The 25,978-nt window shown below is 72.6% G+C and carries 30 protein-coding genes; 18 read left to right on the forward strand and 12 right to left on the reverse strand.

Annotated elements, in window-relative coordinates:
* On the reverse strand, nt 1-1,966 hold a 1,966-nt coding region (locus AC3A46_RS17100; protein ID WP_487666279.1), incomplete at its 3' end, for an AAA family ATPase.
* A complete protein-coding gene (locus AC3A46_RS17105) occupies nt 1,963-3,111 on the reverse strand; it encodes a metallophosphoesterase family protein (RefSeq protein WP_487666280.1) in 1,149 nt (382 codons plus the stop codon). The genes AC3A46_RS17100 and AC3A46_RS17105, both read right to left, overlap by 4 nt.
* Nucleotides 3,112-3,222: 111 nt before the next feature.
* On the opposite strand from AC3A46_RS17105, the gene AC3A46_RS17110 reads away from it, so the two are divergent.
* The 4 genes from AC3A46_RS17110 (at nt 3,223) to AC3A46_RS17125 (ending at nt 5,405) form a co-directional block, all read left to right on the forward strand.
* Complete coding sequence (locus AC3A46_RS17110; RefSeq protein WP_487666281.1) at nt 3,223-3,696, forward strand: 8-oxo-dGTP diphosphatase; 474 nt, start codon at nt 3,223-3,225, stop codon at nt 3,694-3,696.
* An 87-nt stretch (nt 3,697-3,783) separates the two neighbouring features.
* The gene (locus tag AC3A46_RS17115) at nt 3,784-4,344 is read left to right on the forward strand and encodes a hypothetical protein (protein ID WP_487666282.1); all 561 of its coding nucleotides are present in this window, start codon (nt 3,784-3,786) and stop codon (nt 4,342-4,344) included.
* Between the two features lie 3 nt (nt 4,345-4,347).
* Entirely contained in the window at nt 4,348-5,079 is a 732-nt protein-coding gene (locus tag AC3A46_RS17120) for an alpha/beta fold hydrolase (RefSeq protein ID WP_487666283.1), read from the forward strand.
* 110 nt (nt 5,080-5,189) lie between these two features.
* Entirely contained in the window at nt 5,190-5,405 is a 216-nt protein-coding gene (locus tag AC3A46_RS17125) for a hypothetical protein (protein WP_487666284.1), read from the forward strand.
* Nucleotides 5,406-5,414: 9 nt separating this feature from the next.
* Here the strand turns inward: AC3A46_RS17125 and AC3A46_RS17130 are convergent, their stop codons facing one another.
* The 4 genes from AC3A46_RS17130 to AC3A46_RS17145 form a co-directional block, all read right to left on the reverse strand.
* Entirely contained in the window at nt 5,415-5,861 is a 447-nt protein-coding gene (locus AC3A46_RS17130) for a DUF1622 domain-containing protein (protein ID WP_487666308.1), read from the reverse strand.
* A gap of 56 nt (nt 5,862-5,917) precedes the next feature.
* On the reverse strand, nt 5,918-6,520 hold the full coding sequence (locus AC3A46_RS17135; RefSeq protein WP_487666285.1) for a hypothetical protein: 603 nt from the start codon (nt 6,518-6,520) through the stop codon (nt 5,918-5,920).
* Complete coding sequence (locus tag AC3A46_RS17140; RefSeq protein WP_487666286.1) at nt 6,520-6,759, reverse strand: hypothetical protein; 240 nt, start codon at nt 6,757-6,759, stop codon at nt 6,520-6,522. Before AC3A46_RS17140 ends, AC3A46_RS17135 begins: the two co-directional genes overlap by 1 nt.
* Nucleotides 6,760-6,858: 99 nt before the next feature.
* On the reverse strand, nt 6,859-7,152 hold the full coding sequence (locus AC3A46_RS17145; RefSeq protein WP_487666287.1) for a GNAT family N-acetyltransferase: 294 nt from the start codon (nt 7,150-7,152) through the stop codon (nt 6,859-6,861).
* Between the two features lie 519 nt (nt 7,153-7,671).
* On the opposite strand from AC3A46_RS17145, the gene AC3A46_RS17150 reads away from it, so the two are divergent.
* The 4 genes from AC3A46_RS17150 to AC3A46_RS17165 all read left to right on the forward strand — a co-directional run bounded on the left by AC3A46_RS17150 (nt 7,672) and on the right by AC3A46_RS17165 (nt 10,478).
* Nucleotides 7,672-8,421 carry a winged helix-turn-helix domain-containing protein gene (locus AC3A46_RS17150; protein WP_487666288.1) on the forward strand — a complete coding sequence of 250 codons (750 nt, stop codon included), beginning with the start codon at nt 7,672-7,674 and terminating at the stop codon, nt 8,419-8,421.
* Nucleotides 8,422-8,520: 99 nt separating this feature from the next.
* Nucleotides 8,521-9,528 (forward strand): DNA-3-methyladenine glycosylase family protein, encoded by a 1,008-nt coding sequence (locus AC3A46_RS17155; protein ID WP_487666289.1) that lies wholly within the window; start codon nt 8,521-8,523, stop codon nt 9,526-9,528.
* Nucleotides 9,529-9,579: 51 nt separating this feature from the next.
* The gene (locus tag AC3A46_RS17160) at nt 9,580-9,966 is read left to right on the forward strand and encodes a SpoIIAA family protein (RefSeq protein ID WP_487666290.1); all 387 of its coding nucleotides are present in this window, start codon (nt 9,580-9,582) and stop codon (nt 9,964-9,966) included.
* A 95-nt stretch (nt 9,967-10,061) separates the two neighbouring features.
* Entirely contained in the window at nt 10,062-10,478 is a 417-nt protein-coding gene (locus AC3A46_RS17165) for a VOC family protein (RefSeq protein ID WP_487666291.1), read from the forward strand.
* 63 nt (nt 10,479-10,541) lie between these two features.
* Here AC3A46_RS17165 and AC3A46_RS17170 read toward each other — a convergent pair whose 3' ends face one another.
* A complete protein-coding gene (locus tag AC3A46_RS17170; protein WP_487666292.1) occupies nt 10,542-11,459 on the reverse strand; it encodes an aldo/keto reductase in 918 nt (305 codons plus the stop codon).
* Between the two features lie 95 nt (nt 11,460-11,554).
* On the opposite strand from AC3A46_RS17170, the gene AC3A46_RS17175 reads away from it, so the two are divergent.
* Both AC3A46_RS17175 and AC3A46_RS17180 read left to right on the forward strand, forming a co-directional pair.
* Nucleotides 11,555-11,779: a hypothetical protein gene (locus AC3A46_RS17175; RefSeq protein ID WP_487666293.1), complete on the forward strand. Its 225-nt coding sequence runs from the start codon at nt 11,555-11,557 to the stop codon at nt 11,777-11,779.
* Nucleotides 11,780-11,848: 69 nt separating this feature from the next.
* Nucleotides 11,849-12,034, forward strand: coding sequence for a DUF1918 domain-containing protein (locus tag AC3A46_RS17180; protein WP_487666294.1), 186 nt, complete (start codon nt 11,849-11,851; stop codon nt 12,032-12,034).
* A gap of 103 nt (nt 12,035-12,137) precedes the next feature.
* Here AC3A46_RS17180 and AC3A46_RS17185 read toward each other — a convergent pair whose 3' ends face one another.
* Both AC3A46_RS17185 and sigJ read right to left on the reverse strand, forming a co-directional pair.
* Nucleotides 12,138-14,285, reverse strand: a complete 2,148-nt coding sequence (locus tag AC3A46_RS17185; RefSeq protein ID WP_487666295.1) for a S9 family peptidase — start codon at nt 14,283-14,285, stop codon at nt 12,138-12,140.
* An 83-nt stretch (nt 14,286-14,368) separates the two neighbouring features.
* The gene (sigJ, locus tag AC3A46_RS17190; RefSeq protein ID WP_487666296.1) at nt 14,369-15,250 is read right to left on the reverse strand and encodes an RNA polymerase sigma factor SigJ; all 882 of its coding nucleotides are present in this window, start codon (nt 15,248-15,250) and stop codon (nt 14,369-14,371) included.
* Nucleotides 15,251-15,376: 126 nt separating this feature from the next.
* Here sigJ and AC3A46_RS17195 point away from each other — a divergent pair, with 126 nt between their 5' ends.
* Nucleotides 15,377-16,120 (forward strand): SDR family oxidoreductase, encoded by a 744-nt coding sequence (locus tag AC3A46_RS17195; RefSeq protein ID WP_487666297.1) that lies wholly within the window; start codon nt 15,377-15,379, stop codon nt 16,118-16,120.
* 188 nt (nt 16,121-16,308) lie between these two features.
* Nucleotides 16,309-17,055 carry an SDR family oxidoreductase gene (locus AC3A46_RS17200; protein WP_487666298.1) on the forward strand — a complete coding sequence of 249 codons (747 nt, stop codon included), beginning with the start codon at nt 16,309-16,311 and terminating at the stop codon, nt 17,053-17,055.
* A 55-nt stretch (nt 17,056-17,110) separates the two neighbouring features.
* On the opposite strand, the gene AC3A46_RS17205 is transcribed toward AC3A46_RS17200, so the two are convergent.
* Together AC3A46_RS17205 and AC3A46_RS17210 are read right to left on the reverse strand one after the other, a co-directional pair.
* Nucleotides 17,111-17,944 (reverse strand): aldo/keto reductase, encoded by an 834-nt coding sequence (locus tag AC3A46_RS17205; RefSeq protein ID WP_487666299.1) that lies wholly within the window; start codon nt 17,942-17,944, stop codon nt 17,111-17,113.
* A gap of 215 nt (nt 17,945-18,159) precedes the next feature.
* Nucleotides 18,160-18,789, reverse strand: coding sequence for a TetR/AcrR family transcriptional regulator (locus tag AC3A46_RS17210; RefSeq protein WP_487666300.1), 630 nt, complete (start codon nt 18,787-18,789; stop codon nt 18,160-18,162).
* A gap of 100 nt (nt 18,790-18,889) precedes the next feature.
* Here AC3A46_RS17210 and AC3A46_RS17215 point away from each other — a divergent pair, with 100 nt between their 5' ends.
* From AC3A46_RS17215 to AC3A46_RS17225, 3 genes are read left to right on the forward strand one after another with little or no spacing between them, the layout of a single operon-like run.
* Complete coding sequence (locus AC3A46_RS17215; protein WP_487666301.1) at nt 18,890-19,924, forward strand: agmatine deiminase family protein; 1,035 nt, start codon at nt 18,890-18,892, stop codon at nt 19,922-19,924.
* On the forward strand, nt 19,921-21,651 hold the full coding sequence (locus AC3A46_RS17220; protein ID WP_487666302.1) for an amidase: 1,731 nt from the start codon (nt 19,921-19,923) through the stop codon (nt 21,649-21,651). Before AC3A46_RS17215 ends, AC3A46_RS17220 begins: the two co-directional genes overlap by 4 nt.
* 6 nt (nt 21,652-21,657) lie before the next feature.
* Nucleotides 21,658-22,731 carry a C45 family autoproteolytic acyltransferase/hydrolase gene (locus AC3A46_RS17225; RefSeq protein WP_487666303.1) on the forward strand — a complete coding sequence of 358 codons (1,074 nt, stop codon included), beginning with the start codon at nt 21,658-21,660 and terminating at the stop codon, nt 22,729-22,731.
* 9 nt (nt 22,732-22,740) lie between these two features.
* On the opposite strand, the gene AC3A46_RS17230 is transcribed toward AC3A46_RS17225, so the two are convergent.
* Entirely contained in the window at nt 22,741-24,216 is a 1,476-nt protein-coding gene (locus AC3A46_RS17230) for an MFS transporter (RefSeq protein WP_487666304.1), read from the reverse strand.
* A gap of 113 nt (nt 24,217-24,329) precedes the next feature.
* Between AC3A46_RS17230 and AC3A46_RS17235 the strand changes: the two genes are divergently transcribed.
* The 3 genes from AC3A46_RS17235 to AC3A46_RS17245 all read left to right on the forward strand — a co-directional run.
* The gene (locus AC3A46_RS17235; protein ID WP_487666305.1) at nt 24,330-24,983 is read left to right on the forward strand and encodes a TetR/AcrR family transcriptional regulator; all 654 of its coding nucleotides are present in this window, start codon (nt 24,330-24,332) and stop codon (nt 24,981-24,983) included.
* A gap of 61 nt (nt 24,984-25,044) precedes the next feature.
* Nucleotides 25,045-25,449: a DUF6855 family protein gene (locus AC3A46_RS17240; RefSeq protein WP_487666306.1), complete on the forward strand. Its 405-nt coding sequence runs from the start codon at nt 25,045-25,047 to the stop codon at nt 25,447-25,449.
* A gap of 53 nt (nt 25,450-25,502) precedes the next feature.
* Nucleotides 25,503-25,978 (forward strand): esterase/lipase family protein (locus tag AC3A46_RS17245; RefSeq protein WP_487666307.1); only part of this gene is annotated, 476 nt, incomplete at its 3' end.

A 25,978-nucleotide genomic window follows, 5' to 3' on the forward strand; every position in this document is an offset into this window, starting at 1 on the left:
CGTCGACCGCCTCGCGGGCAGCCGCGACCCGCTCCTCCAGCGCCGCGATCCGGGTGCGTGCCTCGGCGAGCCGCTCCGCCAGCGACGCCCGGGATGCCTCGGCCTCATGGTCGAGCGCCGCCAGCTCGGTGCGCCGGGCCGCGAGTGCATCCCTGCGTTCGACGGCGCGCTCAGCGGCGGCCAGGTCGGCGGCGGCAGCGGCCAGCTGCCCGCGGAGCGCCTCGACGCCTTCGCCGCCGGCGCGAGCGGCCGCCGCACCCAGGCGCTCCCGGGCGGTCTTCGCCGCGTCCGCTGCGGTGCGCTCGTGTGCGGCCGCCGCGTCACGCTCGGTTTCGGCGGCCGCGAGGAGCTCATCGGTCACCGGCTCGTCGGCCGGCGCGGCCGGCGACGGATGCGCCGTCGCCCCGCATACGGCGCAGGGCTCGCCCTCGACCAGCGTCGTCGCGAGCTCGCCCGCGTAGCCGTCGAGACGGAGTTGGAGCAGTGCGGCCACCCTCGCCGCGGCGGCAGCGGCAGCTGTGGCCGCGTCACGGTGGACGATCTCGGCGGCGCGCTGGGCGGCGGCGAGCCCTTCGGCCTCGACGGCGGCCGCAAGGCGCCCGGTCAGCTCTTCGTGGCGCTCGTGCGCGGGATCGCGACGGGAGGCCGCCGCGCGCTCGGCCTCCAGCTCCGTGTCGATGCGCTCGAGCTCGGCCGGCACCTGCGCCCGCTGCGCATCGAGGGCGACGACATCCGCCTCGAGCCGTGCGACCTCCGCTGCGGCAGCCGCCTTCCGCGTTTCGCCGTCGGCCAGGGCCGCCTCCTGCGCGAGGGCGGCGGTCCACACGGCCAGCTCGCCGGTGAGGCGCTCGACCACCGCAGAGGGGTCGGAGGCGCCCGCGTCGTCGGTGCCGGCGACCGCACGGGCCCACGCCGCGTCGGCCGACGCGGCCAGATCGGCCATCGTCGCTGCGCTGCGCTCGGCTCGACGTGCCGTCTCGAGAGGCGCCCGCAGCGCCTCAGCGGAGCGCGCCCGGCTCAGTCGCCGACGGTCGTCGGCGATCTGCGGGCCGGCCTCTTCGAGCACGGCGAGTCGCTCCCGTGCGCGGCCGAGCTCGGCCTGCGCCTTCGCCAGCGCGACCCGTTCGGCGTGTGCCGCCTCCGCGACGGTGCGGGCGTCGTCCGCAGCGACGCGCTCGCGCGTCAGCGTGTCGAGGCGGTACGACGCACGCTGCTGACCGAGATCGACCGCCGCGCGCCGCGCCGCCAGGTCGTGCGGAGGCTCGCCCTCGGCCTCCTCGGCCGGCACCAGCTCGTGCGCCGCGATCAGGCGCTCCGCCTGATCGAGCAGGGTGCGGGCCCGTTCGCCGAGCGCGTCGAGCTCGTGCTGCGCCGCCTTGCTGCGCTCGCCCAGCTCGCGCGCGTAGTCCTCGTAGCGACGCGTGCCGAACAGGGCGCGCAGCAGTGACTGCCGCTCCGTGCCGGAGGCGAGGAGGAACCTCGAGAACCGGTTCTGCGCGAGCAGGATCACCTGCTGGAACTGCTGGGCGTTGAGCCCGAGCACCTCGTCGAGGAACAGCCCGACGTCGCGGGGTTTCGCCGCGCGGCCGATCCAGGCGCCCTCGACGAGCTCTTCGAGCTCTGCGCGCGTGGGCTCGGTGGCGAGCCCGCCGCCGCGGCGTGCCGGCCGCTGATACTCCGGTGCACGCGTGACGCGCCAGCGGCGGTCGCCGACGGTGAACTCGAGGCGGACCTCGGTGGGATCCTCGGGTGCGCAGTGGTCGCTGCGCAGGCGCTTGTCGCCCGTCTCGTAGCGGGGCACGCTGCCGTACAGCGCGAAGCAGACGCCGTCGAGGATGCTCGATTTGCCCGCGCCGGTGCGACCGGCGATGAGGAAGATGCCGTCGTGCTCGAACGACTCGAAGTCCACGCTCTGCTTCTCGCGGAACGGCCCGAAGCCGGTGAGCTCGAGGCGATGCAGCCTCACGCCGTCGCCTCCACCCGCGCGCGCTGCTCCAGCAGCTCGCCGACGAGCTCCGCCTCGCGGATCGACGCGCCCTCTCCCTCGCGCACATGGGACAGGAAGGCGTCGACGAGCTCGGCGTCGTTGCGTGCGGAGCGCACGCGCTCGGCGTAGGTGCGTGCGTCGTCGATGCGCGTCGCGACCGGAGCATGACGCACCTCGGCGCAGAAGGGGAACCGGGCGAGCAGTCGCCGCATCGGGTCGCGCTGCGGCAGCGGATCGGTGTATTCGGCGCGCACCCAGTCGTCGGCGTGGGTCGCGAAGCGCTCGTCGGCGAGCAGCTCGTCCAGCGTCGCGGTCAGCGTGGTGAGGGTGCGCGGCACCGGCAGCGGCAGCCACTCCACATCGCCGAGTCCGTCGGCGCCGAGCTCGACGAGCCAGGACCCGCGCGGCTTGTGCCCCTCGTCGAAGCTGTAGTGCAGCGGAGCCCCGGCGTATCGCACGCGCGGCGAGAGCTGCTGTCGCCCGTGGATGTGGCCGAGGGCCATGTAATCGACACCGTCGAAGGTGGACAGCGGAACGATGTCGAGCCCGCCCTGCTGGATGTCGCGCTCGAGGTGCGGCGTCGGCTCGACCCCCGCCGCGAAGCAGTGCGCGACCGCGATGGAGCGCGCGCCCCGGGCCGCAGCATCCGCCCGCACCAGCTCCATCGCCTGCGCGAGCACGTCGGCCTGTGTGCGCACGCCGGGCCAGGCACCGCGCAGGAGCACGGGCTCGAGGTACGGGATGCCGTACACGTGCACCGGTCCGTGCTCGTCTTGGAGGGTGACCGGGGTCCCGATGGTGGCGGGATCGGTGATGACGTGGACGCCGTCGCGGAGGAGGCCCGACTGGAAGCCGAGCCGGGCCGCCGAGTCGTGGTTGCCGCTCGTGACGACGACGCTCGCGCCCGCGTCGACGAGGCCCCGCAGCGCGTCGGTCAGGAGCGTGTACGCGCCCGCCGCGGGGGTCGCGGAGTCGAACACGTCGCCCGCGACGATCACGAGGTCGACGTCATGCTCCGCCACCTGCTCGACCAGCGCCTCCAGCACACCACGCAGCGCATCGAGCGTCGAGTGGCCGTGGAACGACCGCCCGATGTGCCAGTCCGAGGTGTGCAGGATCCGCATGCTCAACACGGTACGTTTCGCCCCTGACATCGCCCGCGAGGCAGGCCGCGGACCCGCGAACCACCGGGGTTTCCGCGTCGGTGCGGCGCGTTCGGCGCGTACCCTCGAGCCATGTCCTTGCCCGGGGTCTGCGTGGTGTTCCTGCTGCGCCGCGGACCGCAGGGCGTCGAGGTGCTGCTGGGCCGCAAGCGCACCGGGCTCGGCCGGGGAAAGGTCGTCGGCATCTGCGGCTGGGTCGAGCCCGGTGAGGGCGCCGACGAGGCCGCCGTGCGCGAGGCCCGGGAGTCGGTCGGCGTGCGGGTCGCGGCATCCGATCTGCAGGTCGCGGGAACGGTCGAGTACCACTTCCCCACCCGGCGCGCGTGGTCCCAGCAGGCGACGGTGTTCGTGTGCAGGCGGTGGCAGGGCGACCCCGTCGAGCGCGACGGGATGACGCCGCACTGGTACGGCCTCGACGCCGTCCCGTACGCGCGCATGTGGGACGACGCCTCGCGGTGGCTGCCGGGTGTGCTCCGCGGCGGCACGGTCGACGCGCGCTTCACGTTCGGGGCGGACCTCGCGACGGTGGTGCTCACCGCGGAGTGACCGCTCGCGGCGTCGCCGCCGGCCGGGTTCGCTCGTCTTCCGGCGGTGCGCCCTCCCCTCGGTCCTCCGCCGGACGTATCGTGGAACATGGCGCACAACGCAGACACCGCTCCGCGATCGACCGTGGTCGCGCTCGTCGGGGCCGACAGCGACGAGCTGCTGACCGGTCTCGCCGATGTTCCCGCGCTCGTCGCGCTGTCGCTGCGCGAGGCCGAGCCCGCCGTCGCCGCGCACCTCGTCGCCTCCGTCTCGATGCCGTACGTCGTCCACGACGCCGACCCGCTCGAGCACGTCGCGTCGGCCTGGGTAGAGCTGTACGAGGAGCGCGCCACGCTCGGCTCCCTCGAGGCCGAGGTCGGGGCGCTGCTGTCGCTGTTCGCGTCGGGTGAGGCCGTCATGCCCGACTACTACGTCGTCGCGGGACCGGAGGCGATCGAGGGCACCTGGCGGCACTGGTGGCTCGGGGCGCTCGCCCACCACGCGCCCTCGCGCGTGCTTCCGGTCGAGGCATCCGGCACCGCTCTGCGCGCGCGACTGCGCACGCTGCCCGCCTCGCGGCCATGGCCCGAGCCCGCGGCGTGGCTGACGCGCGTGCAGTTCGACATCCCCGATCGCGTCGGCCTGCGCGATCAGCCGGGCGCCGCCTGATCCATGACGGACGTCGAGAGATTCGCGCACGGCGGCGCGACGCTCGTCGCCGAGCGGCGCGGCCGCGGCGAGCGCGTGTACGTCCTCATCCACGGCATCGGCATGGGCCGCAGCGTCTTCGCCGATCTCGAGCGCCATCTGGGCGACGGCGAGGTGATCGCGTTCGATCTCCCCGGCTACGGCGAGGCCCCCGAACCGTGCCGGGTGCTCACGATCGAGCGCACCGCCGACCTCGTCGCCGCCTACCTGCGCGCTCGCGTGCGCACACCGGCCGTCGTCATCGGGCACTCGATGGGAGCGCAGGTCGCGCTGGAGGTCGCCGTGCGCCACCCCGCACTCGCGGACCGCATCGTGCTCATCGCACCGACCGTCGATCCCGAGGCCCGGACGGCACCGCGGCAGCTGTGGCGGCTCCTGCGCGACATCGCCGTCGAGAACCCGGTGGTGATCGCGCGGGGCGCCCGGGAGTACCTGCGCGCGGGTCCGCGGCTGCGCGCCAAGTTCCGCGCGATGCTCCGGCACCGTCCCGAGGACGTGCTGCCGCGTGTGCGGGTGCCCGCGCTGGTGCTCCGAGGCGAGGACGACATCGTGGCGCCGCCGCAGTGGTGCCGACGGATCGCCGACACCCTGCCGGACGGCCGGCTGGCCGAGGTGGCGGGGCATGGCCACGAGACGATGATCCGGGATGCCGCACCCGCCGCGCGGGTCATCCGCGAGTTCGCCGGATCGGTGTGACGACGGCGCGCGACTGCCCGGTCTCGCCGGAATCCTGCCATCCCCGTCGGAGCCGGCAATGTCGGAGCCCCCGCGTAGGTTTCACACTGTCGGAACACACGGAGGAAACCATGTTCGCTGTATACGCCGCCGAACAGCAGTACCGCCACGACACCTGGTCGCGAGACCGCGAGCACGCGATCGTCGCCTCCATCCGCGAGCGGAAGACCGCTGTCGCCCCGCGCCGCCCGGCCCGCGTCGCCGCCGCCCCGCAGCGCGTCGCGTGGGCTCGGCCGATCGGACTGCACGTCTCGGAGCACGACCCCGCGGTCTGCGCCCTCGCGTAGCCGACGAGGTCAGGACGCGCGCGGGTCCGTGGGAGCGGGCGCGTGCGCGGCGACGGCCGCCTGCTGGGCCGCGCGGTCCTTCGCCAGGGCGTCGCCGATCATCTGCCCCCCGCTGCGAAGGAGGGCGCGACGCCACGGCAGGGTGCCTTCGATCTCGATCTGGATCGAGATCGACAGGATGGTCCGGATGAGCACGATGAGACCCAGGATGGCCGCGTCCTCGAGCGAGGGCTTCGAGGTGATCGTGCGGATGAGGTCCGCAGCGACGAGCACCTCGAGCCCGAGGAGGATCGCGCCTCCGAGGGTCGTGCGCAGCGTCGTGAACGCGGTCTGACCGCCCTCGTGGCGCGCGAGCGACCGTCCGCCCAGCACGAGCGCGATCACGAAGCCGACGATCATGGCGGCGGCGCCGACGGCCTCGAACCCCACCGCGACGGCGGTGAACACTGCCTCCATGTGCACGCGCCCAGCCTAGGGCCGGGCGCGCGCACATCGGTGGCGGAATCGCGGTGTCAGCCCGCCGCGCCGCGCCGCGGGTGCGCGGGATCGTCCGCGTCCCCGACCGACACCTGTCGCGCGAGCTCCTCGATGTCGTTCTCCGGAAGATCGATGCCGGACTGCGTCAGTCGCTGGCGGAGGACGTGCGCGATGTGCTCCAGCGGGTCGGTGCCGACGTCCTGACGTGTCTGCGCGACGATGCCCGCCACCTTGTCGATGTCGGAGGCGTTGTTCTGCGCCATCGCCGGCAGCCGCTGCTCCTGCTCGGTCCCGAGTGCGCCGGGGGTGCGCTGCGCCTCCCCCGCGGTCTGGGTGGCGCGGGCGCCGTCCTGGCCGCGGTGGTCGATGCCGTCCTCCACCACCCCGATGCCGACCGCCTCGTGGCTCGGCGGGGGTGCCGCAGGCGCCGCGGGCTCGACGTCGGCCTGACCCGGGTCTCCCGTGGCGGAGGCGGCGTCCTTCGCATCTGGCGCCGGCTCGCCCAGCGTGGGCGGCGACGCGGGCGGGTCGTCGCGCCCTGATTCTCCGGGTGCGGGCGTTCCACCCGTACCTGCGACGTCCTCTCGGCCGGGGCCATCGGCCACCGGCCGCTCGTCCTCGTTGCCAGTCGTGCTCATCACGGTTCTTCCCCTCTTCCGCTGTCGGTCGCAAGGTCGGGATCGGCGCCCTGCCGGGCCGCCTCCCCCTCGACGGGATCGTCAGGCTGCAGGGCGGCGTCCGTCAGCAGGTCCGCCTCGCTCACGGCCGCGGTGCGCTCCCGCGACTCGGTGTCGTCCACCTGCTCCCAACCGCCGGGCGGGTCGGCGTTCACGACGCCGTCGGGCAGGTCCTGACTTCTCGCTCGGTCGCGATCCATGGCGTGCTCCTCTCGTCCTCCCCCAGCCTCCGTCGCGGGGCCGCCCGGCGACATGGGGTTGACAAGGAATGCCGACGGTGTCGGCGGGGCACGGTGCGCCTACGGACGCGGATTCAGGATGCCGCGACGCGACGGGTTCGCATCGAACCAGTCCGCGACGTACCAGCACACCGGGATGACCTTGCGGTCGCCGCGCTCCTCGAGGTCCTCGACCGCGCGTTCGACGAGCTCGCCGGCGTAGCCGTGGCCCCGGAAGGTCGGAATCGTGTAGGCCCGGGTCATGGCCACCGTGCGTCCGTCGTCGCGATAGTCGAGCACGCTCACGAGGTCGTCGCCGCGGTGCAGGGTGTACCGCGAGGCATCGGGCTCTTTCGTGAAGCGGAGGTCGGTCACGCCGCCAGGGTACGCCCGCGGCGCGGCGGTGGGACGCGTCTGGCGGTATGTCGCAGAGATCGTCCAGCTGACACTCGGTCTCACCCGACGTGGAACTGAGCAATCTGTCACATTCCGAAACGATCTGGGTCCAGAACCCGTGCGATTTGACGTTTTTGGACAAAGTCGGTAATAATCGGGCTCATGACTGACAACGCGCTGTATCTGTCCGCCCGGGAGGCGAACAGGACTGCCGGCATGATGATGGCCGGTCGCGTTGCCATGTGTTGTCGAATGTGCCACTAGCACGGTGACCCCCGTCGGACTCCTCCTCCGCTTCTGAACACGGATCGTACGGAGTCCCCCGAAGCACCGGTTTCGTGCGTCGATCACGCGCACCCGGACCCGCTTCGCACACCGCCCAGCGTCGGGCACAGGCCTCATCGGGCCTACGGCCTTTCTCGCCACCGACGACCAGGGCCGCAGCACATCATCCAACCCGGTTCCGCCACCCGGGTTCCTCCCGCAAGGACCATCATCATGTCGACCACCGCTCTCCTCGACCGCCCCACCACCAGCGCCCCCGTGCGCCATCTCCGCGCCGTGAATCACCCGGCCGCGGTCGAGGCGCCCACGGCGCCGGCCCCCGAGCCCGCACAGCCGGCCGGGCGCGCCCTCCCCGCGGGCACCGCGCCGCGCGGCTTCGCCCTGTACGTCGGCATCGACGAGGCCAAGGCCGCCGCCTCCGGCGTGAACCTCGGTGTGCTCGTCGACGCCCTGCGCCGCACGCTCGCCGAGCTGGCACCGTCGGCGGAGACGTACGCCACCGTCGCCCTCGCGCCGGTCGGCTCGGGCGGCCGCGATGTCGATGTCGTGCGCCTCGCGCTGCACGAGCCGTCGGCGGTCGCCCGCACCAAGCAGGAGGAGCCCGAAGACGAAGAGCCCGCCTCGGGCGGCGTGGTCGTCGACATCTCGCGCAAGCGCGTGCTCATCGACGGCGAGTCCGCCGCCTTCACCTTCAAGGAGTTCGAGCTGCTGCAGTACCTCGTGCTCCGCGAGGGCCGCACGATCGAGCGCACCGAGCTGGTGACCTCGCTCTGGCAGGGCGCGACCGACGACGACGCCCCGGGCGAGCGCACCATCGACGTCCACGTCCGTCGCCTGCGCGCCAAGCTGGGCCGCTACGAGGACATCGTCCGCACCGTGCGCGGCGTCGGCTACCGCTTCGACCGTCACGCCGACGTCGTCATCCGCTACGGCCACGGCACTCCGTCGCCCGACCGCTTCTGATCCCGCCCCCTTCTCCTGTCGCAACGGGCTGCACGCACCGGCACGTCGCGACAGGCGCGCAGGGTTCGATGTCGGAGGCGTCGGCGTAGGGTGGGCGGCATGACCACCTCGCTCTCGCGCATTCCTCGGACGAGGGATGCCGGGCGCTTCGGTCCGCGGGCGGCGGCCCGCGATCCCCGGCCCGATCATGGCCGGCCGCTCGAGACGGAGTACCGGCCACGGCATCCGCTCGATCTCCGGCGCACCGTGCTGCACCAGCGACACGGAGCCGGCGACCCGACGATGGCGGTCTCGGGCGCGGTCATCTGGCGGGTGAGCCGCACGCCGGCCGGCATCGCGACGCTCGCGATCCGCGAGACGCATCCGGGCGTGATCCGCGGCGCGGCCTGGGGCCCGGGCAGGGACTGGGCGCTCGCGCAGCTTCCTGCGCTGTGCGGCGCGGACGACGACCCGGCCGACTTCGACGCGTCGCGGCATCCACTCATCGCCGACGCCCATCACCGCAACGCGGGCCTGCGCCTCTCACGCACAGATCTCGTGTTCGACGCCCTGGTGAGCTCGATCTTCGAGCAGAAGGTCACCGGCATGCAGGCCTTCGGCGCGTGGCGGCGCGTCGTGTCGTGGTGCGGCGAGCGTGCCCCCGGCCCGACACCGGTGCCGATGTTCGCACCGCCGACGATCGACGGATGGCAGCACGTCCCCTCGTGGGTGTGGCACCGCGCGGGGCTCGAACCGCCGCAATCGAAGACCGTCGTGCGCGCCGCACGCCGCGGCGACGCGATCGTGCGGACCGTGCTCGCCGCACCGGACGGCGAGGCCGTCGACCGCGTCCTCGTGAGCCAGCCCGGCATCGGTCCATGGACGTCCGCTGAGACCCGCATCCGGGCACTCGGCGACGCCGATGCCGTGAGCGTCGGCGACTATCACGTGGCCCACGAGGTGGGCTACGCGCTGACCGGCCACCGCACGGACGACGATGGGATGCTGCGGCTCCTGGCCGCATGGCCGGGTCAGCGTCAGCGCGTCATCCGTCTGATCGGGGCGAGCGGTGTGCGAGAGCCCCGGCGTAGCGCGCGCCTGCACCCCGAGGACCACCGCGACCGCTGACTCTCCGCGCGTCCGCGCCGCAGCCGCGGCGTCCGCCGCCAGGATGGACGTATGATCGAGTCTCTCCACGGCCTTCCGGACGGTGTCATCGGGTTCCGCGCCGTCGGCGCCGTCGGCGCCGTCGACGCATCCGACTACGTCGGCTCTCTCGACCCTGCCATCGACGCGACGGTGGAGGCCGGCCGCAAGGTCAACCTGGTCTACGTCCTCGGCGACGAGTTCGAGCGCTACTCGCTCGGCGCGCTGTGGCAGGACGCCAAGCTCGAGGGCAAGCCGGCCCACGTGTGGGGGCGCATCGCGCTCGTCACCGACCACAGCCTGATCGGCGAGGTGATCCACGGGATCTCGTTCCTGTTCCCCTGCGAGCTGCGCATCTTCGCGGTGTCGGCGCTCGATGATGCGATCGCGTGGGCGGCGGAAGGGCCCAAGGAGGCCTGACGCGGGGCCGGCTTGTGGATGTCGGAGGTCACGACGACACTGGGACGCGCCACGCGGCCGGGCGCGGCATCCACCACCCACTTCAGGAGCTCGACATGCCCAGCCTCAACCCGTATCTCTCCTTCAGGAACGACGCCCGTGAGGCGATGACCTTCTATCAGAGCGTGTTCGGGGGCGACCTCGACATCTCGACGTTCGGCCAGTTCGAGGGGATGGTGCAGGACCCGTCCGAGAACGACCTCGTGATGCACGCGCAGCTCACCAGCCCCGACGGCTTCATCCTCATGGGCTCGGACACGCCCACCGGAATGAACTACGAGAAGCCGGCCGGCATCTCCGTCTCGGTCAGCGGTGACGACGAGTCCTCGCTGCAGGGCTTCTGGGACAAGCTCGCCGACGGCGGCACCATCACGATGCCGTACGCCACCCCGCCGTGGGGCGGCAAGTTCGGCATGCTCACCGACCGCTTCGGCATCGACTGGATGGTCGCGGTCAACGCCCCGCAGGCGTGAGGCCGGAGCGCGGACCCCGCCAGAAGCCGGGGTCCGCGCTCGCTCGACGCGGGGTGCGAGCGATCAGGCGTACGCGCTGTCGTCGACGGGCGACGGCGCAGGTCCGAGTGCGTCGAGCTCCGCCCACACCTCATCGGGGATCGGCGTCGCAGCGAGCTCGTCGAGCTGCGCGAGACGCTGCGCCGACGAGATGCCGACGACGGTCGAGTCGATGAGCGGCGACCGCAGCGAGAAGTGCAGCGCCACCGCCGGGAGGCTGACGCCGAAGGAGGCGGCGACACGCTCCAGGCGCGACACCCATTCCTGCAGCTCGGGCGTCGCCGGACGGTAGCCGTACATCGCGCCCTCGCGCGTCCCGGTGGCGAGGATGCCGGCACCGAACGGCGCCGCGTTGAACACCGTCATGCCGCGCTCGTGCGCGTCGGCGAACACCGGCGCGGCGGAGTGGTCGACGACCGTGAAGCGGTTGTGGATGAGCACGGCGTCGAACACGCCGGTCTCGACGTAGCGGGCCATCATCCCGACCGGCCCCGCGGCCACGCCGATCGCGTCGACGCGACCCGATTCGCGCAGCTCGATGAGCCCCTCGACCGCGCCGCCGCGGCCGATCGCCTCGTCGAAGGTGACGGTGTAGGGGTCATGCAGGTGCAGCAACGGCAGACGCTCGACGCCGAGGCGCGCCGTCGTCTCTTCGAACGAGCGCAGGACGCGGTCGCGGTCGAAGGCGCCGGTCTCGGGATCGCAATCGACCTTCGAGATCACGCGGGTGGCGGCATCCGCTCCCCTCCGTGCGATCGCAAGGCCCAGCACCGCCTCGGACCGCCCGCCGGCGTAGTTGTTGGAGGTGTCGATGAAGGCGTGACTGCTGTCGAACAGCTGCTCCGCGAATCGGACGGCGGCGTCCTCTTCCGGGGAACCGGGCTCGGTGCCGCGGCCGAGGGGCGACGTGCCGAGGGTGAGCGGGCTGACGTTGAGGGTCATGGCGTCCGTTCCGTTGGGGTGGGTCCTTCCAACCTACCGAGAGGCTCCGGGCCGCAGGCGGCCCACCGGCTCCACCGCAGCCCTAGGCTTTCGACATGACCACGACGCGGAAGGGCTGGACGCGCGGGCACTCCGGCTGGGCGCTCGGCACGGCCCTCATGTTCACGCTGGGGATCGTCTTCGGGCTCATCTGGGGCAGCGTGCTGCTGGGTGTGGTGCTCGCCGCCGCGGTCTCGATCGGCTGGCTCATGGCGTACGAGTCCTGGCGCGGTCGCAGCGTCGGGCTCGAGGATCGCGACGACGACGGCGCCCAGCTGTAAGGGCCGAGCGGGCCACCCCTACCCCTCGCCGCCGCCGCGTCGTATCGTGGCGCCAGGAGGTGGTCCGACATGCAAGCGAGCGTCGGCGATCGCGTGATCATCCACGGCCGTGTCGTCGGCGCGGTGGAGCGCGCGGGCGAAGTCATCGAGGTCCGCGGCACCGGGGACAACCCGCTGCTCGTGGTCCGCTACGACGACGGGCACGAGGCGATCCTGTCGCCCGGAAGCGACTGCGAAGTCCGCCACGCGACCTGAGCCGCGTGCACAGGATCGGAGGATCCGCCCGACACGCCGGGTTGCGGCATCCGCCTCCCGGCGTGCCGAGTCGAACCTCCGACGGTGTGCTCGGCGCCGCGTGCTAGCCCAGGAGCTCGTACCGCGACGGCTCCGCGCCGAGCACGTGCTCGCCCAGGAACGCGAACACCGTCTCGTACCAGACGACGGCGTGCTGGGGCTTGAGGACCCAGTGGTTCTCGTCGGGGAAGTACAGGAAGCGGTGCGGCATGCGCCCGTCCTCGTCGGCGTGGTGCTCGGCGAGCTCCGACCAGAGCCGCAGCCCCTCGCCGACCGGCACGCGGTAGTCCTTGTCGCCGTGCACGACCAGCAGCGGCGTGCGGATCTCGCGGACGAACTGGTGCGGCGAGTGCTCGACCATCGCCTCGGGCGTGAAGATGCGCTGCCAGTACTCCGAGCTGTCGGTCGTTCCGGCGAACTGGTCGAGCGCCCAGAGGCTCGCGTGGGTGACGATCGCCCGGAACCGGTCGGTGTGCCCGGCGACCCAGTTGGCCATGTAGCCGCCGAACGATCCGCCCATCGCGGCGGTGCGCGTCCGGTCGATGTCGGCGCGCGCCACGGCGGCGTCGGTGATCGACATCAGGTCGGTGTAGGGCTTCCCGCCCCAGCTGTTCCAGCCGCGCGCGATGAAGTCCAGGCCGTAGCCGGTCGACAGGGCGGGGTCGGGCAGCAGCACGGCGTATCCGCGGGCGACGGCGAGCAGCGGGGCCCAGCGCCAGCTCCACGCGTTCCAGCTGTTCAGCGGTCCGCCGTGGATCCACAGCAGCAGCGGCGCCGGCGCCGCGGCCGACGCGCCTTCGGGCAGCAGCAGCCAGCCGCGCACCCGCGCGCCGTCCTCGGCGGTCGTCTCGACCTCGGTGATCGAGCCCGGTGCGGCCGGTGCCGGCGCAGGAGTTGCGAGCGGCGTCACCGCGCCGTCGCGCGAAATGCGGACGGGGTGCGGCGGCACGACCCACGATGAGCGGAGCGCGACGATCTCTCCCGTGCCGCGGTCGACCACGACGTTCGCGTACGCGAAGTCGTCGTCCGTGAGCTTCTCGGGCGCGCCGCCGTCGAGCGGGATGCGGAACACCGGTGCGCGGCCGTCGTGGTCGGCGGTCGCGATGAGCGCCGTGTCGTCGGCCGCGAACGCCAGCGACGACGCCCAGTGGTCCCACTCGGCCGCGATGCGGTGTGCGCCGCCGCCGTCGATCCCGGCGACCCAGATCTCGTAGTCCGTGGGCGCGGCGGGGCTGCTCTTGACGGTGCGGAGGTATGCGATCCGCGTGCCGTCGCGGCTGATCGCCGGCATCTCGTAGTCCACGCCGACCTCGTCGAACAGCGTCGTGCGCTCGCCCGACGTCGTGTCGATCGCGACGATCACCCGGCGTCCGGCACGCTGCTCACGGTGCTCGAGCGAGACGACGAGCGTCGATCCGTCCGGTGTGAGCGCGGCCTCCGCGTGGTCGAGCGACCGCACCGGCTTCGGCGTGAGGTCGCGCGGGCGCGGCAGGGTCGCCGGGTACGGCTTCCCCTCGTCTCCGGATGCCGCGGCCCCGGCGTCGGTGCCGGGGGTCGCAGCATCCGTCTCCGACGCGTCTGACGCCGCCGTATCCGCCACCGCCGCGGCGATGGTGTCCTCGAGGGCGTCGATGTCGATCGCGAGCAGGTGCGGCTCGGCGGGACCGAGGTCGTGGTCCCAGTAGCGCACGGGGTAGGTGTCGTGGAGGATCGCCGACACCTTCTTCTCCTTGCGCTTGGCGCGCAGCGCCGCCTCGGCCTCGAGCGTGTCGGCGCCCGGCAGCAGGGAGGCCGAGATCACGAGCCGTGCGGAGGCATCGGCGGTCGCGGCGATGCCGTCGACCCCACCTGCCAGTCGCGTCACGGGACGGGCCTCACCGCCGGTGGCGGGCAGCAGCCACAGCTGGCCGGACTCGTCGTCGGCGTCGCCGTCGGCATCGGGGCGGGCCGAGACGAACAGGATGTCGCCGGCGGCGGTGAATGCGGCGCCGGCCTCGCCCTTCGCCGACCGCGTCAGACGTCGGGGCGTGCCGCCGCCCGTCGCCGGCACCGCCCACAGCGATCGGTCGTAGCCGGTGCCGTCCTTCTTCAACGCCGCGACGGTGAGCACGGCGGTCTTTCCGTCGGGCGAGAGGGCGAGCGCCTCCACCCGGGGAAGGGCGATGTAGTCGGTCAGCGAATCGAAGGGTGTGGAGTTCGTGGGGGACGCCATGCGCTCCACGCTAACCGACGGTCCGCGGGCGCGAGGCTTCCGGTGGGAGCGGGGCGTGCCGCCGGCGGCCGGACGGTCCCGCGTCAGCTCCACTGGGTGAGCTTGTCGGGGTTGCGCATGATGAACACGTCGGTGATCCGGCCGTCCCGCACCTCGAGCGACAGCAGCGCGTTCGGCTCGTCGTCGAGCGTCGCGAGGAACCCGAGCCCGTCGGGAGTCTCGACCGCGACGAGCACCGCGTCGGGTACCAGGCGCGGCAGGCCGAGGAGGAACCTCCCGACACGGTCGGCGCCCCGCACCGGACGCAGCGCCGCCGAGACGCGGCCGCCGCCGTCGGAGCGGAGCACGACGCCGGGGTCGAGCACGGCGACGAGGGCGTCGAGCTCGCCGGTGGCGGTCGCCGCCGCGAAGGCGCGGGCGACCGCGTCGTGCTGCTCCCGCGAGGCCGCCCCGGCACGATGCGCGCGCACGCGACGCCGCGCCTGCGACGCCAGTTGGCGCACCGCGTCGGGACTCCGCCCGACCGTCTCTGCGATCTCGGCGAACGGCACGCCGAAGACGTCGTGCAGCACGAAGGCGACGCGCTCGGCGGGTGTGAGCGACTCGAGCAGCACGAGCAGGGCCATCGAGACGGAGTCGTCGAGCGTGACCTGCTCGATCGGGTCGAGAGGGACGGATGCTGCGAGCGGCGAGTCCTGCGGCACGGGTTCGGGCAGCCACTCCCCCACGTAGCGCTCGCGACGGGCGCGCGCCGAGCCGAGCATGTCGAGGCACACGCGCCCGGCGACACGGGTGAGCCACGCAGCGGGGTTGCGGATCGCGGCTCGCTCCGCGTCCGACAGCCGCAGCCATCGGACGTACGTCTCCTGCACGGCGTCCTCGGCGTCGGCCACGGTGCCGAGCATGCGGTAGCAGAGGCCGAGCAGGGCGCGGCGCTGGCTCTCGACCTCATCGGTGGGCGGCATCCGTGATCACTCCTCGGTGTTCCGACGACGCACACGTCAAGAAGGTGAGCCGCACGCTCACATTCTCACGCTCCGCGTCGTCGAACCATGGAGAGATCCCCACCTGGGGACGAGAGGAGCACTGTCATGAGGATCGCGGTCGCCGGAGGAACGGGCGTCGTCGGAAGCCACGTCGTGGACGCGCTGCGCGCAGAGGGGAACGACGCCGTCGCTCTCAGTCGCCGCACCGGCGTCGATCTGACCACCGGGGTGGGTCTCGACGCCGCGCTCGACGGCGTCGACGCGGTGATCGACACCGCGAACGTCACGACGGTGTCGGCCGATGTCGCGACCCGGTTCTTCGAGGCGGCGACGGGCAATCTCGTCGCCGCGGCCGGCCGGGCGCGGGTCGCGCATGTCGTGCTGCTGTCGATCGTGGGGATCGACCGCATCCCGCACGACTACCTGGCGGGAAAGCTCGCGCAGGAGCGCGTCGTCGAGACCGGCACCGTGCCGTGGACGATCCTGCGCGCCACGCAATTCCACGAATTCGCGGGCCAGGTCTTCGACCGCGCGAGGCTCGGCCCCCTCCACGTCGCCCCACGCGGGCGAGTGCAGCCGGTCGCGGCCCGCGAGGTGGGCGCCCACCTCGCCCGACTCGCCGCCGGCGCGCCCCAGGGGCGGGCGGCGGATCTCGCGGGACCCCGCGAGGAGCGGCTCGACGACATGGTCAAGGCGTACGCGCGACGCACGGGCCACGGCGGCTGGATCCCCTCGGTGAGCCTGCCCGGCGGGCAGATGAAGGGCATGCGTGCGGGGCTCGGCCTGCCGGGCCCGGGCGCAGTGCTCGGCACCGAGACCTTCGCGCAGTGGCTCGACGGACTCGGCTGAGCCTGTGGGTATCTGAGCGGCGGCAGCGCGCCTCCCTCCGATCGAGGCGGTGCGCTCGTCGGACCACCTCGTGAGCGGCTCGGGCGCGGACTCTCCCCCGAACGGGCCCGAGCCGCTCGTATCGTGCGGCAGGACCGCGCGAGGTCTACGCTGGGCGGGGGTCGGGGTCACACGCACCAGGAGGATTCGTGAGACTCGCCATCGCCGGCGGCACCGGCATGACGGGCGGGCACATCGCGGAGATCGCGCGCGGGCGCGGCCACGATGTCGTGAGCCTGTCGCGCCGCACGGGAGTCGAGCTCCTGAGCGGCGCGGGCCTCGCGGGGGCGCTCGACGGGGTCGAGGCGCTGATCGACGTGACCAACGTGACGACGGCGAAGCCCGACGTATCGGTGATGTTCTTCGCCGGCGCCACGAAGAGTCTGCTGACCGCTGAGCGGAGGGCCGGCGTCGCGCACCACCTGGTGCTCACGATCGTCGGCGCCGAGGCCGCACCCGACGGCTACTACGCCGGGAAGCTCGTGCAGGAGCGGCTGGTCGCCGGGGGCGACGTGCCGTGGACCATCCTGCGCACGACGCAGTTCCACGAGTACGCGGCGATGACGTACCACCGCGGCCATGCCGGCGCTCACGTCGCGCCGTCCGGCCGCGTGCAGCCGGTCGCCGTGCACGAGGTCGCCGCGCACCTCGTCGACCTCGCCGAGCAGCGTCCGGCCGGTCGCACGACCGACCTCGCCGGACCGCAGGAGGAGAGCCTCGCCGACATGGTGCACCGCTACGCCCACGCGATCGGCCACCGCACACCGGTCCCCGTCGTGAACACCCCGGGCGCCTTCGGCCGGGCGCTCCGGTCGGGAGCGCTCCTTCCCGGCCCCGAGGCGCTGCGCGGCACCCAGACCTTCGCCGAATGGCTCGACGCCCTCCCCGACGCGTGATGGGCAACGGATGCTGCGGCCCGGCGCAGCGCGCCGGGCCGCAGCATCCGTTCCGTCACATCTCTTCGTGGGTGTTCGGATCGCCGTCCCACAGACGACCGCGCTCGAGGGCGCTGATCGCGGCGAGCTGGTCGTCGGTGAGCGTGAAGCCGAAGACGTCGGCGTTCTCGCGCTGCCGGTCGGCGTCGGCCGACTTGGGGATCGGCGTGCTGCCGATCTGCGTGTGCCAGCGAAGGACCACCTGCGTGGGCGTCACGTCGTGGACCGTCGCCAGCTCGGTGAGGATCTGCTCGGTCAGCAGCTCGCTGCGCTTGGCGAGCGGGGTCCAGCTCTCGGTGCGGATGCCGTGCGTCGCGTGGAATGCACGCAGCTTCGCCTGCGGGAAGTACGGGTGCAGCTCGACCTGGTTCACCGACGGCACGACGCCCGTCTCGTCGATGAGCTCGGTGAGCTGGTCCTCGGTGAAGTTGGAGACGCCGATCGAACGGACGAGGCCGAGTTCGCGCGCCTCGATCAGGCCGCGCCACGTGTCGACGTACTTGCCCACGCTGGGGTTCGGCCAGTGGATCAGCTGCAGGTCGATGCGGTCGAGGCCCAGCCGATCGAGCGAGCCCTTGATGCTGTCGACCGCCTCCCGGCGGCCGTGGTGGCGACCGGGGATCTTCGACGCGACCAGCAGCTCGTCGCGGTCCACGCCGCTGCGGCGCACGGCCTCGCCGACCTCGCGCTCGTTCTCGTAGTTGACCGCGGTGTCGAGCAGCCGGTAGCCGGAGCCGATCGCGGCGACGATGGCCGCGATCCCCTCCTCGCCCCGCAGGTCGTAGGTGCCCAGGCCCAGCTCGGGGAACCAGGCGCCGTCGTTCAAGGTCACGGTGGGGATCGCGCTCATGGCTCCATCCTGGCCGTCGTTCGCCGCGCGCGGCGCGTGACCCGCGCGGGGCGTCACGGGCGGTCGTCCACGTCGCGGGTGCCCTCGCCGGGAGCGGAGGGGCTTGCGCCGCTACGGGACGACGGTTAGGGCCGTTGGGCGACGAGACCGCACGAATGCACTTCGAGGCGCCGCCAGGTGGTGCTATCGCGCGTTCTCGCGACGCGGGCGGCGGTTCACGAACTGACCGCCACCGATCCGGGTCGGGCACCGACCAGAGCCTCCGCCGCGCGGGCCGTGCGCGCGGCGAACCGGGTCTTGTCGGTGCCGCGCGCGAGGGACTGCGCGTTGAGTCCGTCGATCATGCCGATGAGCTCCCACGCCACCTCGCCGGGCTCGGTCGTCGAGAACGCACCGGTGCGGCATCCGTCCTCGATGATCGACTCCACGAGTGTCTGCCAGCGCTCCATCTGCGCCGCCACGGCGCGTGCGAGGGCGTCGTTGCGGCGGGCCATCGCCCAGCCCTCGACCCACACCACGGTGAGCTCCTCGCGCTCGCCGTCCATGAGGGTGTCGATCAAGGCGCCGAGCCGCGCGGCCGGATCGGCGACCGCGCCCACGACGCGTTCGACGTCGCGCACCTCCTCGTCGACGAGGTCGGCGTAGACGCGAGCCACGAGGTCGTCCATCGCCGGCTGGTAGTGGGCGACGAGGCCGGAGGCGACCCCCGCCCGCTCGGCGACGGCGCGCAGCGTGAGAGCGCTCAGCCCCTGCTCGCGCGCGATCGCGGTCGCCGCACGGACGATCTCCGCAGCCCGCTCCGCCGGAGCCTTGCGGGTGCGCGGCCGGGACGATGTGCTTGACATGGTCTGGCCAGCATAGGTATCTTTCCTATTGATCGCTAGATCAATTACTTCGCGAGGCACATCGACCGCCCCCGCGACAACGCCGAACGAAGGGGCGACGATGGCCTGGAGAATGCCGCACGAGGGCGATCCGCATGAGCGCACGTGGATGGCGTTCCCCAACGAAGGGCCGACGCTCGGTGACGACCCCGCGGAGCACGAGCGCTTCTACGCGGCCTGGAGCGCGGTGGCGAACGCCGTGGCCGGCTTCGAGCCGGTCACGATGCTCGTCGATCCGTCGAAGGCCGAGCGCGCCCGGCGCATGCTCGACGCGGCCATCGACCTCGTCGAGACCCCGGTCGACGAGTTCTGGTTCCGCGACCACGGCCCGACGTTCGTCGTCGACGACGAGCGCCCCGGCGCGCTCGGCGCCGTCGACTGGATCTTCAACGGCTGGGGCGCACCCGAATGGGCCTCGTGGGAGAAGGCCGCGCAGCACGCCCGCTTCACCGCCGACCTCGTCGGCGCCGAGGTGGTGAGCTCGCTGCTGGTCAACGAGGGCGGCGGCATCCACGTCGACGGCGAAGGCACGGTGCTGGTCACCGAGACGGTTCAGCTCGACCCGCGCCGCAACCGCTTCGCAGACCGGGCACGCGTCGAGGCGGAGCTCGACCGCACGATCGGCGCGACGAAGGTCGTGTGGCTCCCCCGCGGCCTCACCCGCGATTACGACGAGTTCGGCACGAACGGCCACGTCGACATCGTCGCCACGATCCCGACTCCCGGTCGCGTGCTGCTGCACGCGCAGCAGAACCCCGAGCACCCCGACTTCGAGGTGTCGCGGGACCTCCGCGCCTTCCTTTCGGAGCAGACGGATGCCGCGGGCCGAACCTTCGAGATCATCGACCTGCCCGCCCCCGAGACGCTCCGGGACCACGAGGGGTTCGTCGACTACAGCTACGTCAACCACCTGGTCGTGAACGGCGGGATCATCGCGTGCGGCTTCGGCGAGGAGCACGCCGACGCGCGGGCGCGCGAGATCCTCGAGGCCGCGTACCCGGGTCGCCGCGCGGTGACGGTCGACGCCCGCCAGATCTTCGCGGGTGGCGGCGGCATCCACTGCATCACGCAGCAGCAGCCCGTGGTGGCCCGATGAGCCGCCACTACCCCGTGGTCGAGAAGACGATCGCCGAGCTCCGCGAGGCCCTCGAGTCCGGCGCCGTGACGAGCGTCGAGCTCGTGGACGCGTACCTGACCCGGATCGACGCGTACGACGCGCCCGGCACGGCGACCGCGCTCACCGCGGTGGTCGTGCGCAATCCCGACGCGCGGGCCGAGGCCGAGGCCTCCGATCTCCGTCGCGCCGCGGGACGCCCGCTCGGCCCGCTCGACGGCATCCCGTACACCGCCAAGGACTCGTTCATGGCGAGGGGCCTGACCGTCGCGGCGGGTTCGCCCGCGTTCGCCGATCTCGTCGCGCAGCGCGACGCGTTCTCGATCGAGCGGCTGCGCGCGGCGGGAGCCGTGCTCATCGGACTCACCAACATGCCCCCGATGGCGAACGGCGGCATGCAGCGCGGCGTCTACGGCCGCGCCGAGAGCCCCTACAACGCCGAGTACCTGACGTCGGCGTTCGGGTCGGGTTCCTCGAACGGCTCGGGCACGGCCACCGCGGCGAGCTTCGCCGCGTTCGGCCTCGGCGAGGAGACCTGGTCGAGCGGCCGCGCCCCCGCCTCGAACAACGCGCTGTGCGCCTACACCCCGTCGCGCGGCGTGATCTCGGTGCGCGGCAACTGGCCGCTCGTGCCCACGATGGACGTCGTCGTGCCCCACACCCGCACGATGGCCGACATGCTCGAGATCCTCGACGTGATGGTGGCCGACGACCCCGAGACCCGCGGAGACTTCTGGCGCGCGCAGCCCTGGATCGCGATCCCGGATGCCTCGGCCCTGCGCCCGGCGTCGTACCCGGCGCTCGCGTCGGGCGATGCCGACGCCGCCGCCGCGACCCTCGCCGGGCGTCGATTCGGCGTGCCGCGCATGTACATCAACGCCGACCCGGAGGCCGGAACCGATCCCGACGGCGGCATCGGCGGACCGACCGGCACCCGCATCGAGACCCGCCCCTCGGTGCTCGCGCTGTGGGAGAAGGCGCGACTCGACCTGGAGGCGGCCGGCGCCGAGGTCGTGGAGGTCGACTTCCCGGCCGTCACGAACTACGAGGGCGACCGCCCAGGCGCCCCGACGATCACGACGCGCGGGCTCGTGAGCGAGGCCTTCCTCCAGCGCGAGATCGTCGACCTGTCGGCGTGGGCGTGGGACGACTTCCTCCGAGCGAACGGCGACCCGGCGCTCGATCGACTCGGCGGCGTGGACGGCGCGACGATCTTCCCGCACCCCGAGGGCGCACTGCCCGACCGGTACACCGGCTTCGACGACGACATCGCGACCTATCCGGCACAGGTGCGCGAGCACCCGTACCGCTCGTTCGCCGACATCCCCGAGATCGCCGACGGCGTCCGCGGCCTCGAAGAGACCCGGCGCATCGACCTCGAGGACTGGATGTCGATCCTCGGCCTCGACGCCGTGCTCTTTCCCGCGGTCGCCGATGTGGGCCCCGCCGATATGGATGTGAACGAGGCGTCCGCCGATCTCGGCTGGCGCAACGGCGTGTGGGTCGCCAACGGCAACCTCGCGATCCGCCACCTCGGCATCCCGACGGTCACCGTGCCGATGGGGACGATGGACGACATCGGTATGCCGGTGGGCCTGACGATCGCGGGGCGCGCGTACAGCGACACCGACCTGCTCGCGTGGGCCGCGGCGTTCGAGGCCCTGCGCCCGCGCCGCACCGCTCCCCCGCGCACGCCCGAGCTCGACTGAGAACCCGTGGAGCTCCGCGCCTTCACGTCCACGACCCCCGATGCCGCCATGCGCGGCGCCGAGCTGGGGGCGGCTTTCGCACCCCAGTACCGCCGCACGGCGGAGCTGTACCTCGCACACTTCGCCGAGCTCGGCATCCCGTCCGACGCGGTGAGGGCGATCGCGGACCGCACCCACGCCTCGCTCGCCGCCTGGGCACCGAGTCTGGCGGCGGAGGCCGAGGCCATCGCCGCAGCGGCCGGCCTCGAGCCGTGGCGGCTCGCCGCCGTCGGCGGACGCACCGAGATCCTCGCGGTGGCGCCACCTCCGCGGGAGGGCGAATGCTCGACCGCGGTGCACGTCGGCCCCGGGCACGCCGCCGAGACCCTGCAGACGTGGGACTGGCACGACTTCCTGGTTCCCCAGGGGCTGCTCGTGGAGTTCGCCGCCGCCGACGGGATGCGCGTGAAGATGTTCACCGAGTTCGGCACCGCGGCGAAGATCGGCGTCAACAGCGCCGGACTCGGCCTGCACTTCAACATCCTGTCGCACCGGACGGACTCGGACGCCGGCGGCGTTCCCGTCCACGCGATCGCGCGCCGCGTGCTCGAAGAGGCCCGGACGATCGAGGACGCCCGCCGCATCGCGGCGAGCGCGACGGTGAGCGCCTCGACGGTGCTGACGGTCTTCGACACCGACGGCGCCGGATCGCGAGCGGCGTCGCTCGAACTCTCGCCCGCTGGTCTCGGTGTCGTCGAGCCGGCCGCGGACGGCTGGCTCTTCCACACGAACCACTTCCTCGACCCGGCGCTGCACATCGGCGACACGATGCCCGCCGACTCCACGACAGTGGAGCGCTTCAGGCATCTCGACGGCGTGCGGGACGCTCTCGCCGGCCTGGATCCCACCGCGCGGGCGCTCGCGGCGTGCGGCGGACACGGCGCCGCCGCCGAGATCTGCATGACGCCCGACCCGGCCCTCCCCCGCATCGATCAGTGGGCGACCCTGCTCACGGTCGCTGTCGACACCGAGGGCTTCGCACTGGAGGTGTTCCCCGGCCGTCCCGACGAGGCGGCTGCCGCGGGCCTCGCCCGCTTCTGAGCCGAGGGGTCAGCGCAGCCCCGAGCGCAGGTCCTCTCCGGCCTCGCCGATGGCCGAGGCCGGCGACCGCACGGCGGGCGCAGCATCCGTCCCCTCGTCGTCGGTGTGGAGCGACGGCGGCGCTGCCGCGTACGCGTCGGACAGCTCGCGATAGGGCTTCGACACGAAGGCGAGCAGCACGACCAGCAGGAGCACCAGGCTCGCGCCGACGAACGCCAGCGCGATGCCGCGGGCCTCGCCCTCGCCGAGCAGCCAGCCCCACGCCTGCTGACCCTCGGGCGAATTCATGTACGGGATGAGCCAGAACTGCGCGATGGGTCCGATGAGGAAGGCGGAGACCGGTGCCGCCGCGGACTCCACGCTCGCGGCGAAGCCGAACACGCGTCCCTGCTTCTCGAAGGGCACGACGCGCTGCACGATCGTCTGCTCGGAGGCCTCGGCGATCGGCATGAGGGCCATGAAGATCAGGATGCCCAGCCCATACAGCCACCACCACTCACGGATCGCGAAGGTCATGCCGAGCAGCGCGATGCCGATGTTCACGAGCAGCATCGTGCGCACCGGGTTCTTGCCGAGGCCGAACTTCGCCACGAACGCGCCGCCGACGATGAACCCGAGGCTCGTCACTCCGAGGACGATCCCCCACATCTCGACCGAGAAGAGCGTGAGTCCGTACGGGTCCATGAGGGCCATGAACACCCCGCCCACGAGGTTGTTGAATGTGGAGAACAGGATGAGGGCGAGCAGGCCCGGCACCGCCATGACCGCGGGGATCACGCCCGTGAAGCCGAACCCCTTCGGCGCCTCCCCCTCGACGCGGGCGACGCCGCGCTCGGGGATCGGGACGAAGATCAGGTGGATCAGCGCCACGCCGGTGGCGGCGATAGCGATGGCGACCGTCCAGCCCATGCCGAGCAGCCCGATCGACAGGCCCGAGAACACGCTCGTCACCATGAAAGCGATGCCCTGCACCGCACCGACGAGACCGTTCGCCTTGTCGCGCCGGTCCCCCGGCACCAGCAGGGTCACGGTCGTCGACAACGCGATGTTCCGCAGGTTCTCGACGACCCCGCCGACGAGGATCACCCCCGCGAACGCCCAGAACCACGGACCGGTCCAGTCGAGCAGCGCGCTCTCGGGGAACGCCAGGAACATCGCCCCGGCGACGAGGTACGCCGACGCCGTCACGATGCTCGAGAGCAGCATGACCGACTTCTTCTTCATGTGGTCGACGATCACGCCGAACACGACGCCGAAGACCGCGACGAGCAGCATGTACGACCCGCCGATGATCGCCGTCGCGAGCACCGACTTCGTCTCGAGATACACCCAGAAGGTCAGCGCGAACCAGAGGTAGCTCGAGGTCACGTTGGCGAGCGCGGTGTTGACGAGCACCTGGTAGAACGCGCGGAGCGTGCGTGCATCGGGCCGATGCTGGATGGGATCTTCGGATGCTGCGGGCCCGGCGGGGCTCGGCTGGCTCATGACGATTCCTTCGGCGTGTTCGCGGAACAAGCGGTGAGGGCGAGGTCTATGGTGAATGTGGACACTGTTCACATTCGGTGCTCACAACGTACACACCCGGCCGGGAGGACGCAATGACTTCGCCCGCGCGCACCTATCATCACGGCGACCTCCGACACGCGCTGATCGGCGAAGGGCTGCAGCTCGCGCGCACCGGCGGCCCGGCCGCGGTGACCCTGCGCGAGGCGACCCGCGCGGTCGGGGTCTCGCCCAACGCCGCCTACCGGCACTTCTCCGATCGCGACGGCCTGGTGCGCGCCGTCGCGCGCGAGGCGCAGCTGGCATTGGCCGCTGCGATCGCGTCGCGCGTCGAGTCCACGCCGGCCGGCCTCTCGCCTGCCGCGGCGGCGATCGAGCGGCTGCGCCGCGTGGGCCTCGCGTACATCGACTTCGCGCGCGCCGAGCGCGGATGGTTCGAGACCGCCTTCTTCACGCAGGACACGGACGCGAGCGACGGCATCGTCACGCTCGACGACGAGATCGTCGCCCCCTTCCGGCTCTTGATGGACACGCTCGACGCCATGGTGGAGGCCGGCGCACTGTCGCCCGACCGCCGACCGTACGCCGAGTGGGCATGCTGGTCGGCGGTGCACGGTTTCGCGGACATCGCCGTGCACGGTCCGGTGCGGTGGCAGCCGGCATCCGTCATCGATGCCCTCGCGGCATCCGTCGTGGAGTCGGCCATCACGGGCGTCCGCGGCACGCCCGACGCCCCGGCCGCGGGCTGACCTCACCCCTTGCCGTCGCCCCGCGATCCGGTCAGACTCGCACCGACGGAGGGGGATGCAGATGGCAGGTTCAGGGACCGCTGAAGACCCGTGGCAGCTCACCACGGCGCCGGGGACCAGCGAGTACACGATGTACCGCGCCGAGGCGGCGGACCCGCCCGCACTCGTCTGCCAAGTGGGCTCGACGACGCTGAAGTACCACCTGAGCGCGATCGACGACCTCGCGGCCTGGCTGCGCGAGCAGGGCGACTGGGTGCCCCTCGGCGCCGCCGACGAGCAGAAGCCGGCGGCCGACGGCACGGTCGAGGCGTGGGGCCGTGACGAGGGCAACCCGGTCGGCGGCTGGTACGGGCTCCGGAAGGGATACCGCGGACGGTTCGGGATGTATCTCCCGCCGCTGCTCGAAGAGCTCGGCCTCGCCGAGCTGACGCACGACACGCGCAACAACAGCGTCCGCGCCGCGTGACCCGGATCGACACGACCGGCATCGCGGGCGCGGGGGCTTCTAGACTTTCGCCCATGCCGCCCTCGCCGGAAGCGAACACGCTCGTGCGCCCGTCGCTCGTGGGGCGCGGCCTGTCGTGGGTCGCCGACTACGTCTACGCCGGTCGCCGGCAGCTCGCCGTGCTCTCGCTGCCTTGGGCGATCGGGCGACCGCGCCCCGTTCCACCGTCGTGGCGCCGCGGCGACCCGGAACTGCCCGAGGTCTATCTGATCCCCGGCGTGTACGAGCACTGGACGTTCCTGCGCCCGCTCGGCGACGCGCTCGCGGCCGCGGGTCACCGCGTCACGGTCGTCCACGGCCTGGGAGCGAACCGCCGCACCGTCCCCTCGACCGCCGACCGCCTCCGCGAGCTGCTCGCCCGCACGCCGCCCCCTGACGCCGGGCGCGTGCTCGTGGCCCACAGCAAGGGCGGACTCATCGGCAAGCACCTGCTCGTCTCGTCCGGCGCAGCCGCGCGCGCCGCCGCGGAGGCGGCGGCGGGCGGCGACCC

It is taken from the genome of Microbacterium sp. Soil_C_42 (genome assembly GCF_057656735.1).

Bases quoted from the DNA above. Each gene is read 5' to 3' on its own strand.
- AC3A46_RS17105 (WP_487666280.1), bottom strand. From the start codon at position 3,111: ATGCGGATCCTGCACACCTCGGACTGGCACATCGGGCGGTCGTTCCAC.
- AC3A46_RS17110 (WP_487666281.1), top strand. From the start codon at position 3,223: ATGTCCTTGCCCGGGGTCTGCGTGGTGTTCCTGCTGCGCCGCGGACCG.
- AC3A46_RS17115 (WP_487666282.1), top strand. From the start codon at position 3,784: ATGGCGCACAACGCAGACACCGCTCCGCGATCGACCGTGGTCGCGCTC.
- AC3A46_RS17120 (WP_487666283.1), top strand. From the start codon at position 4,348: ATGACGGACGTCGAGAGATTCGCGCACGGCGGCGCGACGCTCGTCGCC.
- AC3A46_RS17125 (WP_487666284.1), top strand. From the start codon at position 5,190: ATGTTCGCTGTATACGCCGCCGAACAGCAGTACCGCCACGACACCTGG.
- AC3A46_RS17130 (WP_487666308.1), bottom strand. From the start codon at position 5,861: ATGGAGGCAGTGTTCACCGCCGTCGCGGTGGGGTTCGAGGCCGTCGGC.
- AC3A46_RS17135 (WP_487666285.1), bottom strand. From the start codon at position 6,520: ATGAGCACGACTGGCAACGAGGACGAGCGGCCGGTGGCCGATGGCCCC.
- AC3A46_RS17140 (WP_487666286.1), bottom strand. From the start codon at position 6,759: ATGGATCGCGACCGAGCGAGAAGTCAGGACCTGCCCGACGGCGTCGTG.
- AC3A46_RS17150 (WP_487666288.1), top strand. From the start codon at position 7,672: ATGTCGACCACCGCTCTCCTCGACCGCCCCACCACCAGCGCCCCCGTG.
- AC3A46_RS17155 (WP_487666289.1), top strand. From the start codon at position 8,521: ATGACCACCTCGCTCTCGCGCATTCCTCGGACGAGGGATGCCGGGCGC.
- AC3A46_RS17160 (WP_487666290.1), top strand. From the start codon at position 9,580: ATGATCGAGTCTCTCCACGGCCTTCCGGACGGTGTCATCGGGTTCCGC.
- AC3A46_RS17165 (WP_487666291.1), top strand. From the start codon at position 10,062: ATGCCCAGCCTCAACCCGTATCTCTCCTTCAGGAACGACGCCCGTGAG.
- AC3A46_RS17170 (WP_487666292.1), bottom strand. From the start codon at position 11,459: ATGACCCTCAACGTCAGCCCGCTCACCCTCGGCACGTCGCCCCTCGGC.
- AC3A46_RS17175 (WP_487666293.1), top strand. From the start codon at position 11,555: ATGACCACGACGCGGAAGGGCTGGACGCGCGGGCACTCCGGCTGGGCG.
- AC3A46_RS17180 (WP_487666294.1), top strand. From the start codon at position 11,849: ATGCAAGCGAGCGTCGGCGATCGCGTGATCATCCACGGCCGTGTCGTC.
- AC3A46_RS17185 (WP_487666295.1), bottom strand. From the start codon at position 14,285: ATGGCGTCCCCCACGAACTCCACACCCTTCGATTCGCTGACCGACTAC.
- sigJ (WP_487666296.1), bottom strand. From the start codon at position 15,250: ATGCCGCCCACCGATGAGGTCGAGAGCCAGCGCCGCGCCCTGCTCGGC.
- AC3A46_RS17195 (WP_487666297.1), top strand. From the start codon at position 15,377: ATGAGGATCGCGGTCGCCGGAGGAACGGGCGTCGTCGGAAGCCACGTC.
- AC3A46_RS17205 (WP_487666299.1), bottom strand. From the start codon at position 17,944: ATGAGCGCGATCCCCACCGTGACCTTGAACGACGGCGCCTGGTTCCCC.
- AC3A46_RS17210 (WP_487666300.1), bottom strand. From the start codon at position 18,789: ATGTCAAGCACATCGTCCCGGCCGCGCACCCGCAAGGCTCCGGCGGAG.
- AC3A46_RS17215 (WP_487666301.1), top strand. From the start codon at position 18,890: ATGGCCTGGAGAATGCCGCACGAGGGCGATCCGCATGAGCGCACGTGG.
- AC3A46_RS17220 (WP_487666302.1), top strand. From the start codon at position 19,921: ATGAGCCGCCACTACCCCGTGGTCGAGAAGACGATCGCCGAGCTCCGC.
- AC3A46_RS17230 (WP_487666304.1), bottom strand. From the start codon at position 24,216: ATGAGCCAGCCGAGCCCCGCCGGGCCCGCAGCATCCGAAGATCCCATC.
- AC3A46_RS17235 (WP_487666305.1), top strand. From the start codon at position 24,330: ATGACTTCGCCCGCGCGCACCTATCATCACGGCGACCTCCGACACGCG.
- AC3A46_RS17240 (WP_487666306.1), top strand. From the start codon at position 25,045: ATGGCAGGTTCAGGGACCGCTGAAGACCCGTGGCAGCTCACCACGGCG.